Raw genomic sequence first — 19,440 nt, forward strand, 5'->3', positions numbered from 1 at the left:
TTTAATTAACACGTGTATAATCCAATTAATATTATTAATTATTGCATATCTGACCATTCAAGGGTTTTAAGTTCTTCTAATTTCTTTGTTTCAGTGTTCAATCCAACTTTTTCGCAGAATCCATTATCCTGCATAATTCCTCTCATCTGTTCCAATACTTCGGGATATTTGTGTGTTGTTGGAGGAACTTCTGATAACCCCAATTTCTTCCTAACTTCTTTTATTTCATCATTTACTGGAACAGCATGACCGGTTAAATAAACATATAAACTTGTTTTTCTGTGAGCAAGTGCCACATATCCCATCTGGAAAGCAACGTTTCTCATTGCTTTAATTACTTCTGTAATTTTAACATCTCTTGGACATCTTTCATAGCATGTATAACATGTTGTGCATTTCCAAAGGTCTTCACTTTTTACATAATCCCCTAGTCCTAACATTGCGGACCTTATTAATTTTCTTGTTCTGTATGCAGTTATTCTTCCGCTTGGGCATCCTCCAGTGCATGTTCCACACTGGTAGCATCTTCTAAATGATTTTATTATATCTTCTTCTCCAATAGCCTGTCCTGCTTCTATTAATTTTTCTGGGAACTTTGGATTAAAATCTTTTGAACTTAAAACCATACTTTCACCTCTTATGTTATTGTGGTATAGATTATATATATAAATGACCATGTGATGTTCTTTATAATACAGTTGTATAATACAGGCGGAATTAATAGTTAATTTTATAAATAAAAAATAATATACTCTAAAAACACAATTTATCATAATTAATAATGAAAAATTGAATTTATTAATTTTATTTTGTAAATCTTATTTTCGTAAATATAATAAAAACTCAAAAAGGGATACCGTGTATGAAGGAGAAATAGCAATAGGTCCTATCCATTCTGCGATACTTGAACCACATAGATTGAGACTGTTCATTGAAGATGAAATTGTAAAAGATGCCGAGCTCACCATAGGGGTTAATCATAGAGGTATAGAGAGACTCATGGAGGGGCTTCCACCTGAGAAGGCGTGCATACTTACTGAAAAAATTTGCGGAATATGTTCCCATATACATTTGTGGAATTCTGTTAGAGTTGTTGAAAAGGGAAGTAATATCGAAGTTCCAGAACGGGCAAATTACATAAGAATAATTATTGAAGAATTGGAAAGACTACATTCTCATACTTTATTGTTCGGTCATGCATTTGAAATTCTTGGACATGAAACAATGTCTATGAGAGCATTCATGCTAAGGGAACCAATAATGCAGACATTATTTGATGTAAGTGGAAGCAGAGTCCAGTATTCTTGTCCTGTGATAGGTGGAATAAGACCAAGATGTAATATAAAAGATAGCCAAATTCCAACACTTATTGAACGAATAGAGAAATTTGAAGAGAATTTAAAAAAACTTATAGATAGAACTGTAAATGATCCATTGTTAGTTTCCCGTATGAAAGATATTGGTGTATTGGACAGAAAAATAGCTGCAAAATATCATGCTTTGGGACCAACTGCAAGAGGAAGTGGAATAAAAAGCGACATGAGAAAGATGGGATATGTGCCTGAATATGACCCATTTGAATTTGATGAGGTATTATTTGATGATGGAGATGTTTTATCAAGAGTTGCCGTAAGAATGTATGAATGTTTTGAAAGCATCAAGATTATAAAGCAGGCATTGAAGGAGCTCCCGAACCTTCCTAAAAAATTCTATAATCCAAACTATGAAATAACTGAATTTGAACCTGTGGATATATACAATGAGGCACAGAGAGGTCAGGTTTATCACTCTTATGGAGTAAATAGTGAAGGCAGGATAAGACATTCAATAGTCAGAACTCCAACAGCAACAAACTTGGCATGCATGGAGGAGATATTAAAAGGATACCATGTATCCGATGCTGAATTAATTATAGCAAGTTGCGACCCTTGTTTCACATGCACAGATAGGTTAATAATATTAAAACAGGACAAAAATATAAAATAATTTAATAACTATAACGTAAATATAAAATAAAATAAACATGAAAATTAAAATATTAGATAATTACAACTTAAAATGATGAAATTATGGATGATGACATATTAAAATTATATGTAAATTCAACATGTCCATTATGCAATATTTTAAAGGAGATTTTAGAATATAACAATATTAAATTTGAATTAATAAATATAGACGATATATCAGAATCTGAATTAAATGATAAATTTAAATATATTAATAATATAGGAGATATTAAAAATATTGCATTTCCAGCTATTGTGCTAAACAATGACATAATCGTTGGTTATGATATAGAAAAACTTGAAAAACTATTAGGTAGGAAATTATTAAAACCCCCTGTCGCCGAAAAATCATCCGTCGATACTCTAAATAACGCCGATGAGTTGATGGAATATTATAATACCGTTAAGTTATTTAGCGAATATAGAGGTTATTATTTAAATCCTGATGAGAAGTATGTTTTAACAGTGCTCAATGCTCAGTTGAAGCGTCAAGAAAATGGAATAAAATATTGCCCATGTAAGCTTGGGAATGTGCCCTGTCCCTGTCCCACAGTAGAACATGAGATTAAAACATATGGGCATTGTTTTTGCGGACTCTATGTATCAAAGGAGTATGTAGAAAATTGGAATGAGGGAGATACTCCATTAATGCTTTCCAATAGAAACATTAAAGAATATAATAACGTCCCAAGTAATATTGATAGCCATTTTTTAAAGGTCCATATATTTTTTAACAAAAAGTTAGACTATGAGAGCTCCCATAATTCTTCCAACATAAACTTGGAGGAATTTCTTGATAAATCTTATAAGCTGAAAAATAGTGGATATGGATTTAAAAACGATATATTGGTTAAGTTTAAAGAAGATGAAGCACATAAAAACCTGCAATTATGGCATAGCAACTTTAATGATTATTACAACAACAAGATAGAAGATATAACCAGTGATTATGAGTTTGATATTGCAATAAATACTCCAATAGGAATTCCAAATGGAAAAAAGATAGAATTTAAAGGGCTAAGTATTACTACAAACTACGGAAATTCACAATATCGTAAAAGATATTTAATTGAGGGGAATGATTCAAATATCCTTGATGTTGTGGATTGCATAATTGTTTTAGAAGTCATTGGATACATGAATAAAATGATGAACAAGTCATACCTAAAATATGCAAAAGAAATAGAATCTTTACAAAAAGATATAAATCAACTTGTAATTGATATAAATATCAATAAAGAGCATTCATTTGAAGACTATTTGTCAATACTGTCCATAAGTGTTAAAAATATATCCGATATTCAAGAGAAAATTACAAAAAAATACAACTTATTTGAGTATTATATGGCAAAAAGATTGGGCAACCAAAAGTTTAAATCATTTTTACATTCCTTTGGATATAATGTGAGATATGAGGAGATTCTTAAAGATTTTACGCATCTGTTAAATGAGCTCAGTATTATGAAAAACACAGTAAGTGAATTAATAGACATACTTGAAACTAATGTGAATATATCTCAAAACAATAGGGCAATTAAATTGCAGAATGAAATACATAAAACTGCAAAAACCCAGTTAAATATGCACAGGGCAGTTGAAGGATTATATACAGTCTTTGCAGCATTTTATTTTACAGAGCTCGCATTGATAATATTTGAAGGGCTAAATCATGCAAAGGTTGTAAAGTATGATGCCTATGTTTTGGCGTCTTTCTTTGTTCCAATTGCTATGTTGCTTGGAGTTGTTGTAAGTAAAAAATTAAAAAAGAGATATGGTTGAATATCCTTATAAAAAAATAAAAATAAAAATATTAAAAATAAATACAGTGGGGATATTATGAATTCAAAAATAAAAGATGTAATGAACAAAGAGTTTATAAAACTCAGTCCTGAGGTAGTGGGCGGTGAAGCAGTTCAAATCCTGTATAAAAATAAAAAGGCATACGCCCCAGTAGTTGAAGATGGAAAACTTGAAGGATGGGTTAATGCACTGGATTTATTAGTTGGATGTAAGCACTCAAAAATTGAAGATTTGATGCTTTTTGTGGATGAGGTAAAGGTATTAAATGAAGACGATGAATTAACTGATGATTTAATAAATGAAATGATTAAAAATGAGAATATATCATATCCTGTTGTAAATAATGACAATGAAGCTGTTGGAACGCTATCTGTTTTTGACATATTGGAATATATTTATAACACTAACCGGTGATGCTATGAAAGAATTAAAACTTAAAATAAGGGGGATGAGTTGCAATATGTGTGTAAAAACCATAAAAAACTTATTATCTGAATTAGACGGCATAATTGATGTAGATATAGATTTAGAAGGGGGAACTGGTATTATAAAATACGATGAAAATAAAATAACTGAAAATGACATACTAAACAATGAGGCTTTCGAACTGTATCCTGCTGAAAAAATATAATACTTCCTTTTATCTTTGTTATTCTCTCGTTAATACTGTTAAACATATATTATAGTATTAATCATATATTGTTGTATATTTTTTATTTTTTTATTTTTTTCATGACTATATTGGAGGATATTATGAATGTTAAAATTAAAATATCCGGCATGACCTGTGCAGTATGCGCTAAAACTATTGAAAAAGTGCTGAGCAAAACTGATGGAGTAAATAGCATCACTGTAAATCTTGTAGATGAAAGTGCAGAGGTGGATTTTAATCCTGATGTTATTTCAATTGAAGAAATCGGCAAAAAAATTGAAAAACTTGGTTTTGATGTTGTTGGAATAGGGGAGGATGAAAATTTAGAGGAAGTGGAGGAGCATAAAGAATTAGAACTAAAAGATAAATTGCATAGGGTAATTGTAGGGGCTATATTTTCGGTAGTTTTATTCTCCATGATGTATGTTGCTATTCCATACAAACCATATTTAGCTTTTTTACTGTCCTTACCGCCGTTGATATATGTTGCAATGCCAATATTTAAGGCAGGTTTTAACTCTCTAAAAACTAAATCATTAAATATGGATGTAATGTATTCAATGGGAATGGGTGTGGCATATTTATCCGCCATTATGGCAACTGCCGGGATTCTACCAAAGGAATTCATGTTCTATGATACTACAATAATGCTTGCTACCCTTTTAACACTTGGAAGGTATTTAGAGGAACAGGCAAAGGGAAGAACTTCTGAGGCAATTAAAAAGCTTATGGGCTTAAAACCAAAAACTGCGAAAATAATTAAAGACGGTAGAGAAGTTGAAGTATTAATAGAAAATGTAAAAATAGGGGATATAATAGTTGTTAGACCGGGAGAAAAGATACCTGTTGATGCTGTTGTGGTTGAAGGGGAGAGTTATGTTGATGAGTCGATGATTACGGGAGAGCCTGTTCCAAATTTAAAAAAATCGGGGGATAAGGTTATCGGAGGAACCATAAATACCAACGGAGCTCTGAGGATAAAAGCTGAAAAAGTGGGGAAGGATACTTTATTATCTCAAATTATAGAGCTCGTCAAAAATGCTCAGTCATCAAAACCAGAAATACAGGGTTTGGCTGATAAGGTTGTTAGCTATTTTATTCCAACAGTTTTAATAATAGCTTTAATATCTGCGATATATTGGTATTTTGTAAATGGATTTTTGTTTGCCATAACCATATTAATATCTGTTCTTGTAGTTGCCTGCCCATGTGCATTGGGGCTTGCTACACCTACTGCAATAACTGTTGGAATTGGTAGGGGAGCTGAGCTCGGTATATTGATTAAAGATAGTAGAGTATTTGATGTATCAGACAAATTAAATGCCATGATATTTGATAAAACCGGAACTATTACCATTGGGGAACCTGAGGTCATAGATATAATTACAGATATGGATACTGATGAATTTTTAAGGATGATGGCGATATTGGAAAGTAATTCAGAGCATCCCATTGCCAATGCCATAGTAAAAAAGGCTTTGGAGCGGAATTTGGATATTGGTAATAAAAAGGCTGAAAAATTTAGGGCAATTAGTGGAAAAGGAGTAGTAGGGCTTGTTGATGGTAAGGAGATAGTCATTGGAAATAAATTATTTATTGAAGAATATATGGCTAATAACAAAAATAATAAGAATATTAAGAATAATAAGAACAATAAGGATGATAAAAACGATAAAAATGATTATAATTATGAGAATATTGCCAAAAAACTTGAAAATGATGGGAAAACCACTTTAATTGTAGCAGTAGATGGAGAAATAAAGGGAGTTATTGGAGTGTCGGATAAAATAAAAGAGGACGCTAAGGAAACTATCGAAGCACTGAAAAATATAGGGATAAATACATACATGATTACGGGAGATAACGAAAAAACTGCAAAAATAATAGGTAAAAAGGTGGGTATTGCAGAAAATAACATATTTGCCAATGTGCTACCAGATGAAAAAGCAAAAATTGTTGAAAAAATTAGAAACAATGTTGATGGCTATGTGGGATTTGTAGGTGATGGTATAAATGATGCCCCCGCACTTTCAACAGCAGATGTGGGCGTAGCTATTGGAGGAGGGACTGACATAGCAATTGAAAGCGGAAATGTTGTTTTAATAAAAAATAGATTAAAGGATGTAGTTGGGTTTGTAAGACTCAGTAAAAGAATATTAAAACAGATAAAACTGAATATCTTCTGGGCATTCGCCTATAATTTAGCGTTAATTCCTGTGGCAGCTGGTGTTCTTTATCCCTACGGTGTAGTATTTAGACCTGAGCTCGCTGCATTTGCCATGACATTAAGTTCAATTACAGTTGTCAGCTTGTCGTTGCTGTTGAAGAGATACAATCCAATGAAAGATAATAATTAATAAAAATAAAAAATGGTGAAATTATGGATAACTTAGAGCTCTTTAAAATACTTTTAAAAAATTATAAAATAAAAAATAAAAATAAAGAATACATTTCACCAAAAGAGATGAATATTACAGATAATAATTGCGAGTATTTAGGAATTCCAAAAATAATTCTTATGGAAAATGCTGGTAAATCCATTGCTGATGAAGTTGTGAATTATTTAGATGAAAATAAAAAAAATAAAATATATATATTCTGCGGACTTGGGAACAACGGAGGAGATGGATTTGTTGCTGTTCGTCATTTAATGGGATACTGCGATTATATGGATGAAATCTCAAAATCCTTCGGATTTTTACGATTTCCTTCGCTTCGCTCGGAAATAAATGTAATACTACTTGGAAAGGAGAATGAAATAAAAACCTATGAATCAAAGGAAAATTTTAAGATTTTAAAAAATATAAGTGAGCTGGATTTTAGGTTAAAAATAAAAGAAGCCATATGCCCAAATGAAATTTTAAAGGTAATTGAAAATATTAAATCAGAAAAGGAAAATGTAATAATCATAGATGCCATGCTGGGAACAGGCATTAAAGGGGAGCTCCGAGAACCATTTAAAACTGTGGTAAATGGACTGAATAAATTAAAAAACGATAATGATAAAAGCAATAATTTGAAAATAATCTCCGTAGATACTGAAACTAAGGGATTAAATGCAGATTTGATAATTACATTCCACAAATTTAAGTTAGGTAATGATTTAAATAAAACCAATATTAAAAAAATAGGTATTCCACCAATAGCTGAGCATATAGTTGGATGGGGAGATTTAAAGGCATTAGCTAAAATAAATCCAAATTCTCATAAGGGGGACAATGGAAAGGTTTTGGTTGTTGGCGGTTCTAAGGAATTTTTCGGAGCTCCGATTTTATCTGCATTGGCATCTTCAAAAATAGTGGATTTGGTAACTGTTGCATCTGTTAAAAATACAATTGATGCTTTAAGAAACTATCCTGAATTAATGGGTTATGAAATTGAAGGGGATTATTTTGGAGGGGAGCATGTGGATGAAGTTGTAGAGCTCTCTAAAAAATATGATGTTGTTGTTCTTGGAAATGGATTAAGTGTAAATAATAATACAAAAAAGTTTGTAAATGGATTTTTAGAGGAAATGGAAAAATTAAATAAAAAGGTAGTAATAGATGCAGATGCTATAAAGGTTATAGGTTATAATAATTTTAATTTTAGTGAGAATTTTATATTCACTCCCCATAAAAAAGAATTTGAATATATGGGACTTAATGTTAATGATAATATGGATATATCCAATATAAACTCCACAATAGTTTTAAAGGGAAAATACGATTTAATATTCAATAAAAATAATATAAAAATAAACAAAACAGGAAATGCAGGTATGACTGTTGGAGGAACAGGAGATGTTTTATGCGGAATAATCGGTGGATTATTTAGTAAAAATGACGCCTTTATTTCAGGATGCTGTGGAGCATTTATAAATGGGTATGCGGGAGATTTATTGCTTAAAGAGAAAGGATATTACTATAATGTTGTTGATATATTAAATAAAATACCAAATGTTTTAAATATATTTCAGTAATATATATTATATACGAGCATATCCGACTAATAAATTATAAAAGGGGTATTATGGAAGATGAATATTCAAAAGCAGATTTACACATTCATTCAAAATATTCAGGGATAATGAAATACATGGGGCTAAAATTTCCAGATTCTGTGGAGGAACCAAGAAATATTATGAAGCATGCCAAAAAGAAAGGTTTAGATGTAATTGCCATTACGGACCATAACACTATAAGGGGAGGGTTAGAAACTAAAAAACTTGAAAAAGAATACGGTGTTGAAGTTATTGTTGGAAGCGAGATAATGACGAAAGATGGGGAAATTTTAGGATTATATCTAAATGAAGAAATTCCAAAAGGGCTATCTGCTGAGGAAACCATCGAAAAAATTCATGAACAGGGTGGTTTAGCAGTAGCTCCTCATCCATACAGCCCAATATGTAAAGCAATAGGAGACAAGATTTTTAAATTAAATTTAGATGGGGTGGAGGTATTCAACGCATACCATAGGGATGGAATAGTAAATAATATAGCATTAAAGAAGGTAATGAAAAATTATCACAAAAAGCCTGTGGCATTTATAGGAAACAGTGATGGACATTTGGCAAAAATGGTTGGTAATGGATATACAAAATTTGAAGGAACTTCAAAGGACGATTTATATGATGCAATAGTTAGAAGAAAAACATCTTTTGACGGAGCTCCTACACCCCTATCTGATATTATATTATGGAGCTATAATGTGGTTTATGTCTCTGAAAAAACACTTATAAAATCCATGGTATCTAAAAACGATTTGAATATAAAATTTTATAAAAAACTTCTTGCAATGTTCGGCGGTTTAATATATATTGCCACACCCCTTCCAATAATTTCCGGGGTTATTGGCAATTACTATCTTAAAAGAAAAGCTAAAAGCAAATTAAAAGAGGTAAATCTGACCTACTCCAACGACTAAAGTCGTGGGGTTCTCGCTTACGGTAGTAAGCGAGCAACGAAATCACGAAGTGATTTCGTCTAATTTTAGCAGGGTTTAACCCTACAAGGGTGGCCAAGCCCACTACCCCTATCTCCGTTTAGGAGATTCAGGGCTACGCTATGCACTTCCAACCACTACCAGCGGTAGAGTTTTTACTAACCCTACCCATAGATACTTGGACTGGTAGCATTATTCACTATGAAACTTCAAATATTTATGTTTTACTACTGACTAATTATAATGTCCGCCTCTCATCCAATCTCGTAAGAGATTTTACAAAACTATGTTTTGTATAACGATTAAAATCGTTGGCTTTCTCGGCGGTTTATCGTAAATATATAATAATTAAATTAACTCAATGAAATTCTCAATCATTTTTAACCCTGCTTTACCACTTTTTTCAGGATGGAATTGGGTGGCATATATATTTTCTTTATTCAACACACAGGGGAATTTATAGCCATATTCACACACTCCGGCAATAACTTCCTTATTTGATGGATTTACATGATATGAATGGACGAAGTAAAAGTATTCATTATTTTTTATGCCGTCAAATAGTGGAATATTCATTACCTGCTCTACATTATTCCATCCCATATGTGGTATTTTTTCAACAGTATCTTTAAATTTTATAACATCTCCTTTTATAATTCCCAATCCCTTTGCACCATTTCCTTCTTCACTTTTTTCCATCAATAACTGCATCCCTAAACATATACCTAAGAATGGAACCTCTTTTACTATTCCACATATGGCTTCTTTTAAGGAGCTCCCATTAACCTCTTTTGAAAGGTTCTCCATGGCACTTTCAAAATTTCCGACACCAGGTAGTATAATCTTATCTGCACTGAGTATGGTTTCAGGATTATCAGTTACCACTACATCTTTTGAATATAATTCAACTGCCTTCACTATGCTTCTTAAATTTCCCGCATTGTAATCTATTATGGCAATCACATTATCACTTTAATAGTATTCCTCTTCTAATTCTTTTAAGGTATCCAATATCTTTTCCAGTGCAATATAGGCATCTTCTTTATTTTTTAAACCTGTGATAACCACTTTTCCACTTCCAAATATTAACACAACGACTTTTGGATTATCCAGCCTATAAACTAAACCTGGAAATTGTTCAGGTTCATATTCGGTTCCTTCGAGGGTTGATATATCATCTAAATTAGGTTCAACTCCGAGCTCTGCGGTAGCTACCATATTTTGAACTTTGACTTCTGGATTCTCATCTATTTCAAAACCTGCTTCTTTTAAATAACCTATAACTTTTTTTATTGCTATTTCCGCTTCTTCCTTGCTTTTAGCCCCCGTGCAGTTTAATTTACCACTTCTGAATATTAACAAAGCTACTTTTGGCTCACTCAACCTACAAACTAAACCTGGAAATTGTTCAGGTTCATATTCTGCATTATCCAATATATCCGCAGCATATTCTAAATCTATATCATTTCCAATTTTAGTAGATACTACAACATTTACAATCTTTATATCGGGCTTCACAATTTCACCTAATTCTTTATATAGTATTTATATATTTTATATACTATATAAATATTATTTATTATTAATTTGAATATATGGATTAATGTTTTAAAAAAAGAAAAAAATGGAAATGAAAGAATTTACATGAATAAAGCACCGAGACCTGCTGCAGCAGTTGCGGTTGTGTCTTCTTCTTTCTTTTCTTCTTTCTTTTCTTCTTTTGCTTCTTCAGCAGGAGCAGCAGGAGCAGCAGCAGCTGCAACTGGAGCAACAGCAGCTTTTTCGATAGCTTCTTCAATGTTTACTCCTTCTAATGCAGCAACTAATGCTTTAACTCTTGCGTCATCTGCTTCTACACCAGCAGCGGTTAATATTGCCTTAACAGCGTCTTCTGTGATTTCTTTACCTGCGGAATGTAATAATAATGCAGCGTATATGTATTCCATACTTACACCTCCAAAGTAAAAATTTTATTTTTTGTCTTATTGTTTTAATATATAATGTTTTCGATTAAGTCAATATGTGAGATAGGTAGTTATTTGATAATTTAGAAGAGCAACCCTAATCCAGCAGCAGGTGCTTCTTCTTCTTTCTTTTCTTCTTCTTTTTCTTCTGGTGCTTCTTCTTTAACTTCCTCAGCAGACACTGCTGCTGTTGAAGATAATTTTTCTTTTAACTCATCATCAAGTGCTTCATCACCAACTTCTGATGCAATAGCAAGCATTTGTGAGTATGCTTTGCCAAGTATATCGTCTGTGGTTTTGTCTGTAAGGAACGCACTTTCGATAGATACTGCTTTTGCATCTCTGAATGCTTTCTGCAATATTGTTTCGATTGTTTCAGTAGTTGGTATTGCCGCATTAACTGACAAGTTAAATGCACTGTTGAATGCTTTCTGTATTTTCTGGACGAATTCATCTTCGTCTATCTTCAATACATCTGGGGTGTAGACTACTCCATCTTCATAAGCTGCTAAGAGGTCTAAACCTACTTTTGTAGGCTTTATGCCCAATGCAGAAAGCACTACTGCAACTTTGTGAGGAACAACCTCTCCCTCTTTAACAAGTACGGTGTCTTCCCTTATTGCTATCTTACCTTTTTCGATAACTGCTGGAAGACCTGCACTTTTTAATTCCCCTAAGAATGGTCCTGGTGGCATTCCGGTTGAACCTTTTTCCACCACAATGTCGCATGGAGCAACAGCTCCTCCTTTTATAGGAGCAGGTGTTTTACTCTCTTCTAAGGTCTTGTAAAGCTTAAATGGATTCATATCCGTGACTATAATAGCTGCCCCTTTTGCTATGTGCTCAGCTAACTTAGCAAATTCAGGATTACCAGTTTCTTCGGCAACTTCCTCAATAGCTCTTTTAATCAGAGTGTTCCTTGACATCCTTAAAATCATTTTTCCTCTGATTTTATCTCTGATTTCTTGAAGTTGCCTTGCAGGGACTTCCATCATGTCTGCCAATGCTACAACATTACCTTCTTTGAGCAACTTCTTTAACTTATTTACTTCTTCAATCTTCCAAGGGGCAATTTTGTGTTCAAATTCTGCTTCTATCATAGTTCCATCCCCTTACTTTTCTATGGGGACTGCTGGTCCCATTGTTAGTTTTGTATAGGCATTTTTAACATGGTAAAGCCCCTTTTCATATTTCCTAGCTACCGTGTTTAAAACTGCTTCAATGTTTTCAGCTAATTCTTCATCGCTCATCTGCTCAGTTCCCACTAATGTTTGGAACGATGGCTTGTCTCTTGTATTTATAATAACTGTCTTCTTAAATCTCTCAACCAATGGTTTTAAGTTTGCGTTCGCAGGAACTGGTTGAGGCATTTTTCCTCTCGGACCTAATACAGGACCTAAGGCTTTACCAACAAGTGGCATCATATCTGCCTGAGCAATGAAAAAGTCATGCTCATTTGCTATCTTCTTAGCTTGTTTTTTATTTTTTCCTAATTCTTCCAATTCTTCCTGTCTTATTACAGTGAGGCCCATTTCTTCAGCCTGTGCCGCCAAATCACCTTTTGCAATTACTGCAATTTTTGGTTCCTTCCCTCGTCCGTGAGGTAATACGACCTGCTGTTTCAATCTATTTTCAGGTCTTGTGAGGTCGAGCTCCTTTAAATTTACGACCAAATCCACGGACTGTGTGAAGTTTCGCGGCTTAGCAAGAGAACGAGCCTCCTTCACTGCTTTTATTATGTTTTCTCTGTCCATGTTATAGCCTCCTGTAATTATAAACCGCAGTCAAAAATTTGAGCAACATAAAAGTTGCCTGTGTCCAACATAATCTGTTGGAATATAAATTAAATCCCAACTGCGGTCAAACATGGAGCAAATCTACTTATTTAATAACTATTATATAAAGATTACGCTACACTAAATTTATTGGCTTAAACTTTCCAATGTTTTATTACACAAATCAATTACTTCTCTCAATGCCTCTTTAAGCACTTCTTCGGCATCATTTCCTTCGGTGGTTTTTACAATCAATTTTGGATTGGAGATATATCTACCAGTTTCAGGATTTAAAACAGGATGCTCTATAACATAGGACGCCATAATTACCTTATCCGTTTTTTCCAACAATATATCTTTTAAAAGGTTGCATAATGAATGGTCATCATCTATTAATTCTACTTCTATACTATTTTCTGTCTTTTCCAATATTCTCATGGATTTGCTCATGGTTATCCCTCCAAATTATAGTATTCTTTAATCAAATTTATATCTTTATTCAATACAATTTTGTCGTTTTCTATTCTGAAAAATTCTTTTTCAATGCATTCATCTATAATGTCGTTAATATCTTTTTTGGTGAAGTATGCCACCAACACAATAATGTTTCTCACTGGTTTTGAACCAACATTTACAAAATTGAGCTCAGTATTTATATCATATAATTCTTTTAATATGTTATTGAATTTGTCAAAAGGTAGTGAGCATTTAATTAGGTTTTCATCTTCTTTATATATAAAATTAATTTTTAAGGATTTAAGTGCATCTAATATCAAGTTTTTGTTAATGGGGTATTTTATATCGGATAAATAATACTCGAATAATCCCTTTGAATTTGGGTTATATTTTTTGTGGATTCTATTTATTAAATTCATAACACTTTTATAATCTTCCACTGTCTTGTTCTTATCATAACCATATATTTTTATCCTAAGGGTGCTTACATCATTTAATTCTTCGGTATAGGCTGCTTTTGATTCTATTGAACAATCAACATCCATTTTTGAAATTTCTTTGCAAATATCCATTATCTCTCTATTGGTTGCCTTCACGCTTATCATTTTTTTCATAATCTCACCAAATAAACATATATATAGTATATGCAATTATTTAAAGTTAGTATATACCTAACTTAACATAAAAATTTAACATATAAATCTAAATATGTGGTTAATATCAATTTTCATAAAAGAATATCAATAAAAAAATTTTTATAAAAATCGTATATTTTATATTTTATAATATTTTATTAATTTAAAAAAATATGCAATTTTATATTTTTCTACTACTACATGGTAATTAATACATACATAATACATATATTTTTTATAATTGCTCATGAAAAAATGAAATAAAGATAAAAGATGATAATATGGAAAACGGGAGTATAGAAAATATAATAAAGAACACATCGGAAGTGGTATCCGTAGAAGAGTTAAAAGAAGTCATGAATAAAGATGAGAAAAGAGCATACATTGGATTTGAACCAAGTGGGAAAATTCATTTAGGACATTATCTCCAAATCAGAAAGATGATAGACTTGCAAAATGCAGGATTCGATATAATTATCCTACTGGCAGATTTACATGCATACTTAAATCAGAAAGGAACAATGGAAGAGATACAGGAGCTCGCAGAATACAACAAAACTATATTCAACGCTATGGGATTAAAGGCAGAGTATGTTTATGGTAGTGAGTTCCAGCTTGAAAAGGATTATACAATCGATGTTTATAAAATAGCCCTAAAAACTACACTAAAAAGGGCTAGAAGAAGTATGGAAGTAATAGCAAGGGAAGATGAAAATCCAAAGGTTGCAGAAGTGGTATATCCATTAATGCAGGTAAATGACATAAAACATTTAAATGTGGATGTTGCAGTGGGTGGAATGGAACAGAGAAAAATACACATGCTTGCGCGGGAGCTCCTACCAAGTATGGGGTATAAGGCACCAGTTTGCATACACAATCCAGTGCTCACAGGTCTCGATGGAGAAGGCAAAATGTCATCATCAAAAGGGAACTTCATTGCAGTTGATGATGAGCCAAACACTATTAAATCAAAGATAAAAAAGGCATACTGTCCAATTGGAACTGTTGAAGGGAATCCGGTATTGGAGTTGGCAAAATACTATCTAAACTATCCACATACCATAGAAAGACCAGAAAAATTCGGAGGAAATTTAACCATCAGTAGCTATGAGGAATTGGAAAAAATGTATGCTGAACAAAAACTACATCCTATGGACTTAAAAAATACCGTTGCAAAAGAGATTATAGATATTTTAGCTCCAATTAGGGAAAAATTAATATAATTAAATATTTATATTTATTTTTACTATTGTTCATCAGTTTTCGGTGGAAGAGGGAGATTATGGATTTATTAAATGCCACATATTTTGGAAACACCCTATATAATTATATAATTTTTATTTTGTTTATAATATTTGGAATCGTATTTGGAAAATTATTCAACTCCATCATCAAAAGATATATAAAAAATTTGGTTGGAAAAACAAAAACAAAATTTGATGATATTATATTGGAAGCTCTCGAGCTCCCCATTATATTATTAGTATTTGTTGGATTTCTATATTTGGGATTGAAATTTCTCGTTCTTCCAAGCAGTATTGATATATTGTTAAATGAGGCCATTAAAATCGTGGTTATATTATGCGGGACATGGTTTGCAGTCAATTTTGTTGATGATTTTATAGGTCATTATATCATGCCTATTGTAGAAAAATCAGAAACTAAATTTGATGACCAAGTGGTATCTCCATTGAGGAAGCTTTTAAAAATAATAATCGTAATTGCCGGGTTATTGATGGCACTTAAAACTGCTGGCTATGATATAACAACACTCCTTGCTGGTTTAGGTATCAGCGGTTTGGCCGTGGCTCTTGCAGCACAGGATACCGTTAAAAATTTCATTGCAGGGGTGTTAATATTTGTGGATAAACCTTTTAAAATAAATCATTGGATTAAATTCGATGGTGGAGAGGGGATTGTAGAGGATATAGGGATTAGAAGCACAAAAATAAGGACTTTTGGAGATAGCCTTATAATTGTTCCCAATGCAAATCTTTTAAGTGCGAATATCGAAAATTTCTCTGAGATGAGAAAAAGGAGGGTGCTTGTAACTATTGGTTTAACCTACGACACTTCTGTGGAAAAACTGAGTAAAGCAAAAGAAATTATCAAAAACATAATCGACAATCACAACGCCACACTACCCCCCATAAGAATCACATTTGAAGAGTTTGGCGATTTTTCATTAAATATAAGGGTTGAATACTTTATTAGAAACTTTGGTTTTGACTACTACTTAGATACCATGGATGAAATAAATATGAAAATTAAAGAGGAATTTGAAAAAGAAGGGATAGAGATGGCATTTCCAACTCAAACAGTTTATTTGAAAAAAGACGGTGACTAAATGACTGTATCACAAATAATAAATGATATAATACTTAATAATAGTATAGAAAATTATTTATTATGTCTTTTATCCATATTTTTTTCAATAATCATTGGGCGGTATATGGATGCTTTAATTGAACGACTTGCAGATAAATTAAATAAAAAGAAGGAACTTGAATTTGATGAAGTGATAGTAAGGGCATTATCATTACCTATTGCAATTGCTATCGTATTATCAGGGTTTTATTTGGGATTTAATTTTTTATACACTCCACAAGATTTAAAAACAATGATAAATGAAGGAATATCAACTGCATTTATTATTTGCATAATTGTATTTTTTGATAGATTTGTCTCTGAATTAGTTGAGAAATATTTAGCAGATGCAATATCAAAAAGAACAAGAATGGAAATTGATGACCAAATAATTATTCTAACCAAAAAAATCATAAGATTGATTATTTGGATTGTTGGATTGGTCCTCATTTTAAGCAATTTAGGATATGATGTAAAAACACTACTCACAGGTTTGGGGATTGGAGGTTTGGCAGTTGCATTGGCATCTCAGAATTTGGTTTCTAATCTTATAGGGGGTTTTATAATCATCACTGATAAACCATTCAAAATAGGAAATTGGGTTAATTTTAGTGGAGGGACAGGAATTGTAGAAGACATTGGAGTTAGAAGCACCAAAATAAGAAGTATGGATAATTCCATTATCGTTGTTCCAAATTCTAAATTGGTGGATGAAACCATACAGAATGTTCCTTCAAAGAATAAATGGAAGGTCTCTTCAACAATAGGATTGACCTATAACACGAGTGCAGATGACTTAAAAAAGGCAATGAATATTATCAAAAACATTTTATTGAATAATCCAAATATTGAAAGAGAACCAATAACTATATATTTTAAAGAATATGGTGATTGGAGTTTGAATATTCAAGTAGTTTATTACATCAAAAATAACAGGTATAATGGTTATCAAAAATATACAAGCACAGTTAATGAAATTAATCTAAAAATAAAAGAAGAATTTGATAGAGAAGGACTTGAATTTGCATTCCCAACTCAGACAGTTTATTTAAGGAGGGATGGTAATTAATTACAAAAAGATATTAAATTATTAATTAAATATCTAATCCAAAAATATTTTTGGCGTTATCGTGGGAAACCATTTTAATAATTTCATTATCTATATTATTCATTTTCATCTTTAAAACTGTTTTTGGAACTCCCATTATATCCGATGGTGCAGAGGAGCTATCGCTGTTTAATAAAAATCTTTCTCCACCGTATTCCTTTACAATCTCAACAGCGTCCATAGGAGTTAATTTACTTGGCTGAACTGTCAAACCCATATTCATAACAGTATCATAAATCATCGGAACGGTTTCTTTTGTGCAGTGTTCAATTATAATATTCTTCTCTGCGTCCTTATATAATCCCAATGAGTCAATAACTTCCAAAATGGTTTTTGTAGTTTCCTTTTTGTTTCTTCTTGGAGTATGAACAACAGCTGGAAGGTTTAACTCTTGTGCCATAAGCAACTGCTCTTCAAAAACTTCAATTTCTTCTTTTGTGCATTTTTCCAGCCCTATTTCTCCAACACCTACAACATTTTTGGCTTTTAAATATTCCCTTAATATATTGTAATTTACATCAGAGGGTATCATTCTTGGGTGTATTCCCAAACAAACAAATAATTTCAATCCAGTTTTGTTTGCTCTTTCAATCTCGTTGTATATTATTTTATCAAAGTGAGCTCTCAAAATATCCATAGAATAGGGCTCCAATGGGTCGTGTGCCAATGTGATGGCACAATCAAAACACAATGCCATCTTCTCAAAATCTTCATAAGGTCTTGTGTCGGAATGAATATGGGAGTCAATCATGGTTTCACCATATTATTTTTAATATATAATAGATAATACCTAATAGTTTAAAATTATTTTGGTGATAAAATGGATGATTTAAAAGAATTCATAAACATTTGTCATAAACTATACGATAGAAAATACATCGTTGGAAGCGGAGGAAATGTAAGTATAAGAAAAGAAAATTTAATATATGCAACTCCAACAGGCTCAATATTGGGATTTTTAAAAGAAGATGATATATCAGTTGTTGATATAGATGGAAATGTTATAAAAGGAGCTCCCACATCTGAAATAAAAATGCACTTAAACCTATACAAAAAAAGAAAAGACATAAATGCAGTAGTTCATACTCATTCAATATACTCCACAGCATTTTCAATAATAGATAAAAAAATAGAGCTCCTAACACCTGAGGCACAACTATTTATAAAAGAGATAGGTTATGTTCCTTACTTCAAGGCAGGTAGTGTAGAGCTCGCAAATGAAGTTTCTAAAAGAAATGAAGATGTAATACTTTTAAAAAATCATGGAATAGTATGCGTTGGAAAAAACTTAATTGAAGCATATTTAAAAACAGAAGTTATGGAAGAGATTGCAAAATTAAACTACATTATTCATTCTTTACAGTCTCCAACTCACTAACGATGCTCCATATTTGGGTTCTTGTGTGTAGTGGCATATTTGGGTCATCGCTTATATCGTCTAAATACTGAATTGCGGTGGCACTTCTTACAATAAATTCTTCATTTTCATTTAAAACAGAATCTTTTGCATTTTGTGCAGCAGCTCTTATGTTTCTTGGAACTGTTGTGTCGTTAATGATTTCATCAAGCATAAAAGCTATGTTTTTTAATTTATCCTCAGGACTAATTTTTTTAGGTTTAAACATAGTATCACCCCGTAAAATTATGTAAATTGAATTTATTATTAAATATGTAATATTGTTTTTAATATAAATAATGTATCGTATTTAAATGAAAAATAAAAAAATACAGCATAAACTAAAATTAAAAAA

The 19,440-nt window shown here is 31.9% G+C and carries 21 protein-coding genes; 11 read left to right on the forward strand and 10 right to left on the reverse strand.

Translation table 11 applies throughout. From position 1 onward, the window contains the following. Positions 1-38 precede the first annotated feature (38 nt). The gene (hdrC, locus tag Mjas_RS07225) at positions 39-626 is read right to left on the reverse strand and encodes a CoB--CoM heterodisulfide reductase subunit C (protein WP_421077492.1); all 588 of its coding nucleotides are present in this window, start codon (positions 624-626) and stop codon (positions 39-41) included. Between the two features lie 232 nt (positions 627-858). On the opposite strand from hdrC, the gene Mjas_RS07230 reads away from it, so the two are divergent. The 7 genes from Mjas_RS07230 to Mjas_RS07260 all read left to right on the forward strand — a co-directional run bounded on the left by Mjas_RS07230 (position 859) and on the right by Mjas_RS07260 (position 9,366). Then, positions 859-1,986 carry a nickel-dependent hydrogenase large subunit gene (locus Mjas_RS07230; RefSeq protein WP_421077493.1) on the forward strand — a complete coding sequence of 376 codons (1,128 nt, stop codon included), beginning with the start codon at positions 859-861 and terminating at the stop codon, positions 1,984-1,986. An 83-nt stretch (positions 1,987-2,069) separates the two neighbouring features. Continuing rightward, complete coding sequence (locus Mjas_RS07235) at positions 2,070-3,788, forward strand: DUF3422 family protein (RefSeq protein ID WP_421077494.1); 1,719 nt, start codon at positions 2,070-2,072, stop codon at positions 3,786-3,788. 57 nt (positions 3,789-3,845) lie between these two features. After that, positions 3,846-4,223, forward strand: coding sequence for a CBS domain-containing protein (locus Mjas_RS07240; RefSeq protein WP_421077495.1), 378 nt, complete (start codon positions 3,846-3,848; stop codon positions 4,221-4,223). Between the two features lie 4 nt (positions 4,224-4,227). After that, complete coding sequence (locus tag Mjas_RS07245) at positions 4,228-4,440, forward strand: heavy-metal-associated domain-containing protein (RefSeq protein ID WP_421077496.1); 213 nt, start codon at positions 4,228-4,230, stop codon at positions 4,438-4,440. A 122-nt stretch (positions 4,441-4,562) separates the two neighbouring features. Continuing rightward, entirely contained in the window at positions 4,563-6,818 is a 2,256-nt protein-coding gene (locus tag Mjas_RS07250) for a heavy metal translocating P-type ATPase (RefSeq protein ID WP_421077497.1), read from the forward strand. Positions 6,819-6,841: 23 nt separating this feature from the next. Further along, the gene (locus Mjas_RS07255) at positions 6,842-8,422 is read left to right on the forward strand and encodes an NAD(P)H-hydrate dehydratase (RefSeq protein WP_421077498.1); all 1,581 of its coding nucleotides are present in this window, start codon (positions 6,842-6,844) and stop codon (positions 8,420-8,422) included. 50 nt (positions 8,423-8,472) lie between these two features. After that, positions 8,473-9,366: a PHP domain-containing protein gene (locus Mjas_RS07260; RefSeq protein ID WP_421077499.1), complete on the forward strand. Its 894-nt coding sequence runs from the start codon at positions 8,473-8,475 to the stop codon at positions 9,364-9,366. Positions 9,367-9,732: 366 nt separating this feature from the next. On the opposite strand, the gene hisH is transcribed toward Mjas_RS07260, so the two are convergent. The 7 genes from hisH to Mjas_RS07295 form a co-directional block, all read right to left on the reverse strand. Then, positions 9,733-10,347 (reverse strand): imidazole glycerol phosphate synthase subunit HisH, encoded by a 615-nt coding sequence (gene hisH, locus Mjas_RS07265; RefSeq protein ID WP_421077500.1) that lies wholly within the window; start codon positions 10,345-10,347, stop codon positions 9,733-9,735. A 9-nt stretch (positions 10,348-10,356) separates the two neighbouring features. After that, on the reverse strand, positions 10,357-10,902 hold the full coding sequence (locus tag Mjas_RS07270) for a TATA-box-binding protein (RefSeq protein ID WP_421077501.1): 546 nt from the start codon (positions 10,900-10,902) through the stop codon (positions 10,357-10,359). A 122-nt stretch (positions 10,903-11,024) separates the two neighbouring features. Further along, positions 11,025-11,330 (reverse strand): 50S ribosomal protein P1, encoded by a 306-nt coding sequence (gene rpl12p, locus Mjas_RS07275; protein WP_421077502.1) that lies wholly within the window; start codon positions 11,328-11,330, stop codon positions 11,025-11,027. Between the two features lie 101 nt (positions 11,331-11,431). Further along, entirely contained in the window at positions 11,432-12,448 is a 1,017-nt protein-coding gene (locus tag Mjas_RS07280) for a 50S ribosomal protein L10 (RefSeq protein ID WP_421077503.1), read from the reverse strand. Positions 12,449-12,460: 12 nt separating this feature from the next. Next, the gene (locus tag Mjas_RS07285; protein WP_421077504.1) at positions 12,461-13,102 is read right to left on the reverse strand and encodes a 50S ribosomal protein L1; all 642 of its coding nucleotides are present in this window, start codon (positions 13,100-13,102) and stop codon (positions 12,461-12,463) included. Positions 13,103-13,270: 168 nt separating this feature from the next. Further along, positions 13,271-13,573, reverse strand: coding sequence for a DNA-directed RNA polymerase subunit L (locus tag Mjas_RS07290; RefSeq protein ID WP_421077505.1), 303 nt, complete (start codon positions 13,571-13,573; stop codon positions 13,271-13,273). Positions 13,574-13,575: 2 nt separating this feature from the next. After that, entirely contained in the window at positions 13,576-14,193 is a 618-nt protein-coding gene (locus Mjas_RS07295) for a DUF2067 family protein (protein ID WP_421077506.1), read from the reverse strand. A gap of 302 nt (positions 14,194-14,495) precedes the next feature. Between Mjas_RS07295 and Mjas_RS07300 the strand changes: the two genes are divergently transcribed. From Mjas_RS07300 to Mjas_RS07310, 3 genes are all read left to right on the forward strand, one after another. Further along, positions 14,496-15,437: a tyrosine--tRNA ligase gene (locus Mjas_RS07300; protein ID WP_421077507.1), complete on the forward strand. Its 942-nt coding sequence runs from the start codon at positions 14,496-14,498 to the stop codon at positions 15,435-15,437. 59 nt (positions 15,438-15,496) lie between these two features. Then, a complete protein-coding gene (locus tag Mjas_RS07305; RefSeq protein ID WP_421077508.1) occupies positions 15,497-16,561 on the forward strand; it encodes a mechanosensitive ion channel family protein in 1,065 nt (354 codons plus the stop codon). A 105-nt stretch (positions 16,562-16,666) separates the two neighbouring features. Continuing rightward, positions 16,667-17,650 carry a mechanosensitive ion channel family protein gene (locus tag Mjas_RS07310; RefSeq protein WP_421077509.1) on the forward strand — a complete coding sequence of 328 codons (984 nt, stop codon included), beginning with the start codon at positions 16,667-16,669 and terminating at the stop codon, positions 17,648-17,650. Between the two features lie 25 nt (positions 17,651-17,675). Here Mjas_RS07310 and Mjas_RS07315 read toward each other — a convergent pair whose 3' ends face one another. Further along, on the reverse strand, positions 17,676-18,440 hold the full coding sequence (locus Mjas_RS07315; protein ID WP_421077510.1) for a TatD family hydrolase: 765 nt from the start codon (positions 18,438-18,440) through the stop codon (positions 17,676-17,678). A 69-nt stretch (positions 18,441-18,509) separates the two neighbouring features. Here Mjas_RS07315 and fucA point away from each other — a divergent pair, with 69 nt between their 5' ends. Further along, complete coding sequence (fucA, locus tag Mjas_RS07320) at positions 18,510-19,067, forward strand: L-fuculose phosphate aldolase (protein WP_421077511.1); 558 nt, start codon at positions 18,510-18,512, stop codon at positions 19,065-19,067. Here the strand turns inward: fucA and Mjas_RS07325 are convergent. Further along, positions 19,036-19,314 (reverse strand): UPF0147 family protein, encoded by a 279-nt coding sequence (locus tag Mjas_RS07325; RefSeq protein ID WP_292460257.1) that lies wholly within the window; start codon positions 19,312-19,314, stop codon positions 19,036-19,038. The genes fucA and Mjas_RS07325 overlap by 32 nt on opposite strands. Positions 19,315-19,440 lie beyond the last annotated feature (126 nt).

Source organism: Methanothermococcus jasoni (assembly GCF_049075655.1).
In the GTDB taxonomy this organism is placed as follows: domain Archaea; phylum AGJL01; class Methanococci; order Methanococcales; family Methanococcaceae; genus Methanofervidicoccus.

Coding starts and splice junctions, on each gene's coding strand:
- Mjas_RS07255 (WP_421077498.1), top strand. CDS start 6,842: ATGGATAACTTAGAGCTCTTTAAAATACTTTTAAAAAATTATAAAATA.
- Mjas_RS07250 (WP_421077497.1), top strand. CDS start 4,563: ATGAATGTTAAAATTAAAATATCCGGCATGACCTGTGCAGTATGCGCT.
- Mjas_RS07310 (WP_421077509.1), top strand. CDS start 16,667: ATGGATGCTTTAATTGAACGACTTGCAGATAAATTAAATAAAAAGAAG.
- hdrC (WP_421077492.1), bottom strand. CDS start 626: ATGGTTTTAAGTTCAAAAGATTTTAATCCAAAGTTCCCAGAAAAATTA.
- Mjas_RS07295 (WP_421077506.1), bottom strand. CDS start 14,193: ATGAAAAAAATGATAAGCGTGAAGGCAACCAATAGAGAGATAATGGAT.
- Mjas_RS07245 (WP_421077496.1), top strand. CDS start 4,228: ATGAAAGAATTAAAACTTAAAATAAGGGGGATGAGTTGCAATATGTGT.
- Mjas_RS07285 (WP_421077504.1), bottom strand. CDS start 13,102: ATGGACAGAGAAAACATAATAAAAGCAGTGAAGGAGGCTCGTTCTCTT.
- Mjas_RS07280 (WP_421077503.1), bottom strand. CDS start 12,448: ATGATAGAAGCAGAATTTGAACACAAAATTGCCCCTTGGAAGATTGAA.
- rpl12p (WP_421077502.1), bottom strand. CDS start 11,330: ATGGAATACATATACGCTGCATTATTATTACATTCCGCAGGTAAAGAA.
- Mjas_RS07235 (WP_421077494.1), top strand. CDS start 2,070: ATGGATGATGACATATTAAAATTATATGTAAATTCAACATGTCCATTA.
- Mjas_RS07290 (WP_421077505.1), bottom strand. CDS start 13,573: ATGAGCAAATCCATGAGAATATTGGAAAAGACAGAAAATAGTATAGAA.
- fucA (WP_421077511.1), top strand. CDS start 18,510: ATGGATGATTTAAAAGAATTCATAAACATTTGTCATAAACTATACGAT.
- Mjas_RS07240 (WP_421077495.1), top strand. CDS start 3,846: ATGAATTCAAAAATAAAAGATGTAATGAACAAAGAGTTTATAAAACTC.
- Mjas_RS07300 (WP_421077507.1), top strand. CDS start 14,496: ATGGAAAACGGGAGTATAGAAAATATAATAAAGAACACATCGGAAGTG.
- Mjas_RS07315 (WP_421077510.1), bottom strand. CDS start 18,440: ATGATTGACTCCCATATTCATTCCGACACAAGACCTTATGAAGATTTT.
- Mjas_RS07260 (WP_421077499.1), top strand. CDS start 8,473: ATGGAAGATGAATATTCAAAAGCAGATTTACACATTCATTCAAAATAT.
- Mjas_RS07325 (WP_292460257.1), bottom strand. CDS start 19,314: ATGTTTAAACCTAAAAAAATTAGTCCTGAGGATAAATTAAAAAACATA.
- Mjas_RS07305 (WP_421077508.1), top strand. CDS start 15,497: ATGGATTTATTAAATGCCACATATTTTGGAAACACCCTATATAATTAT.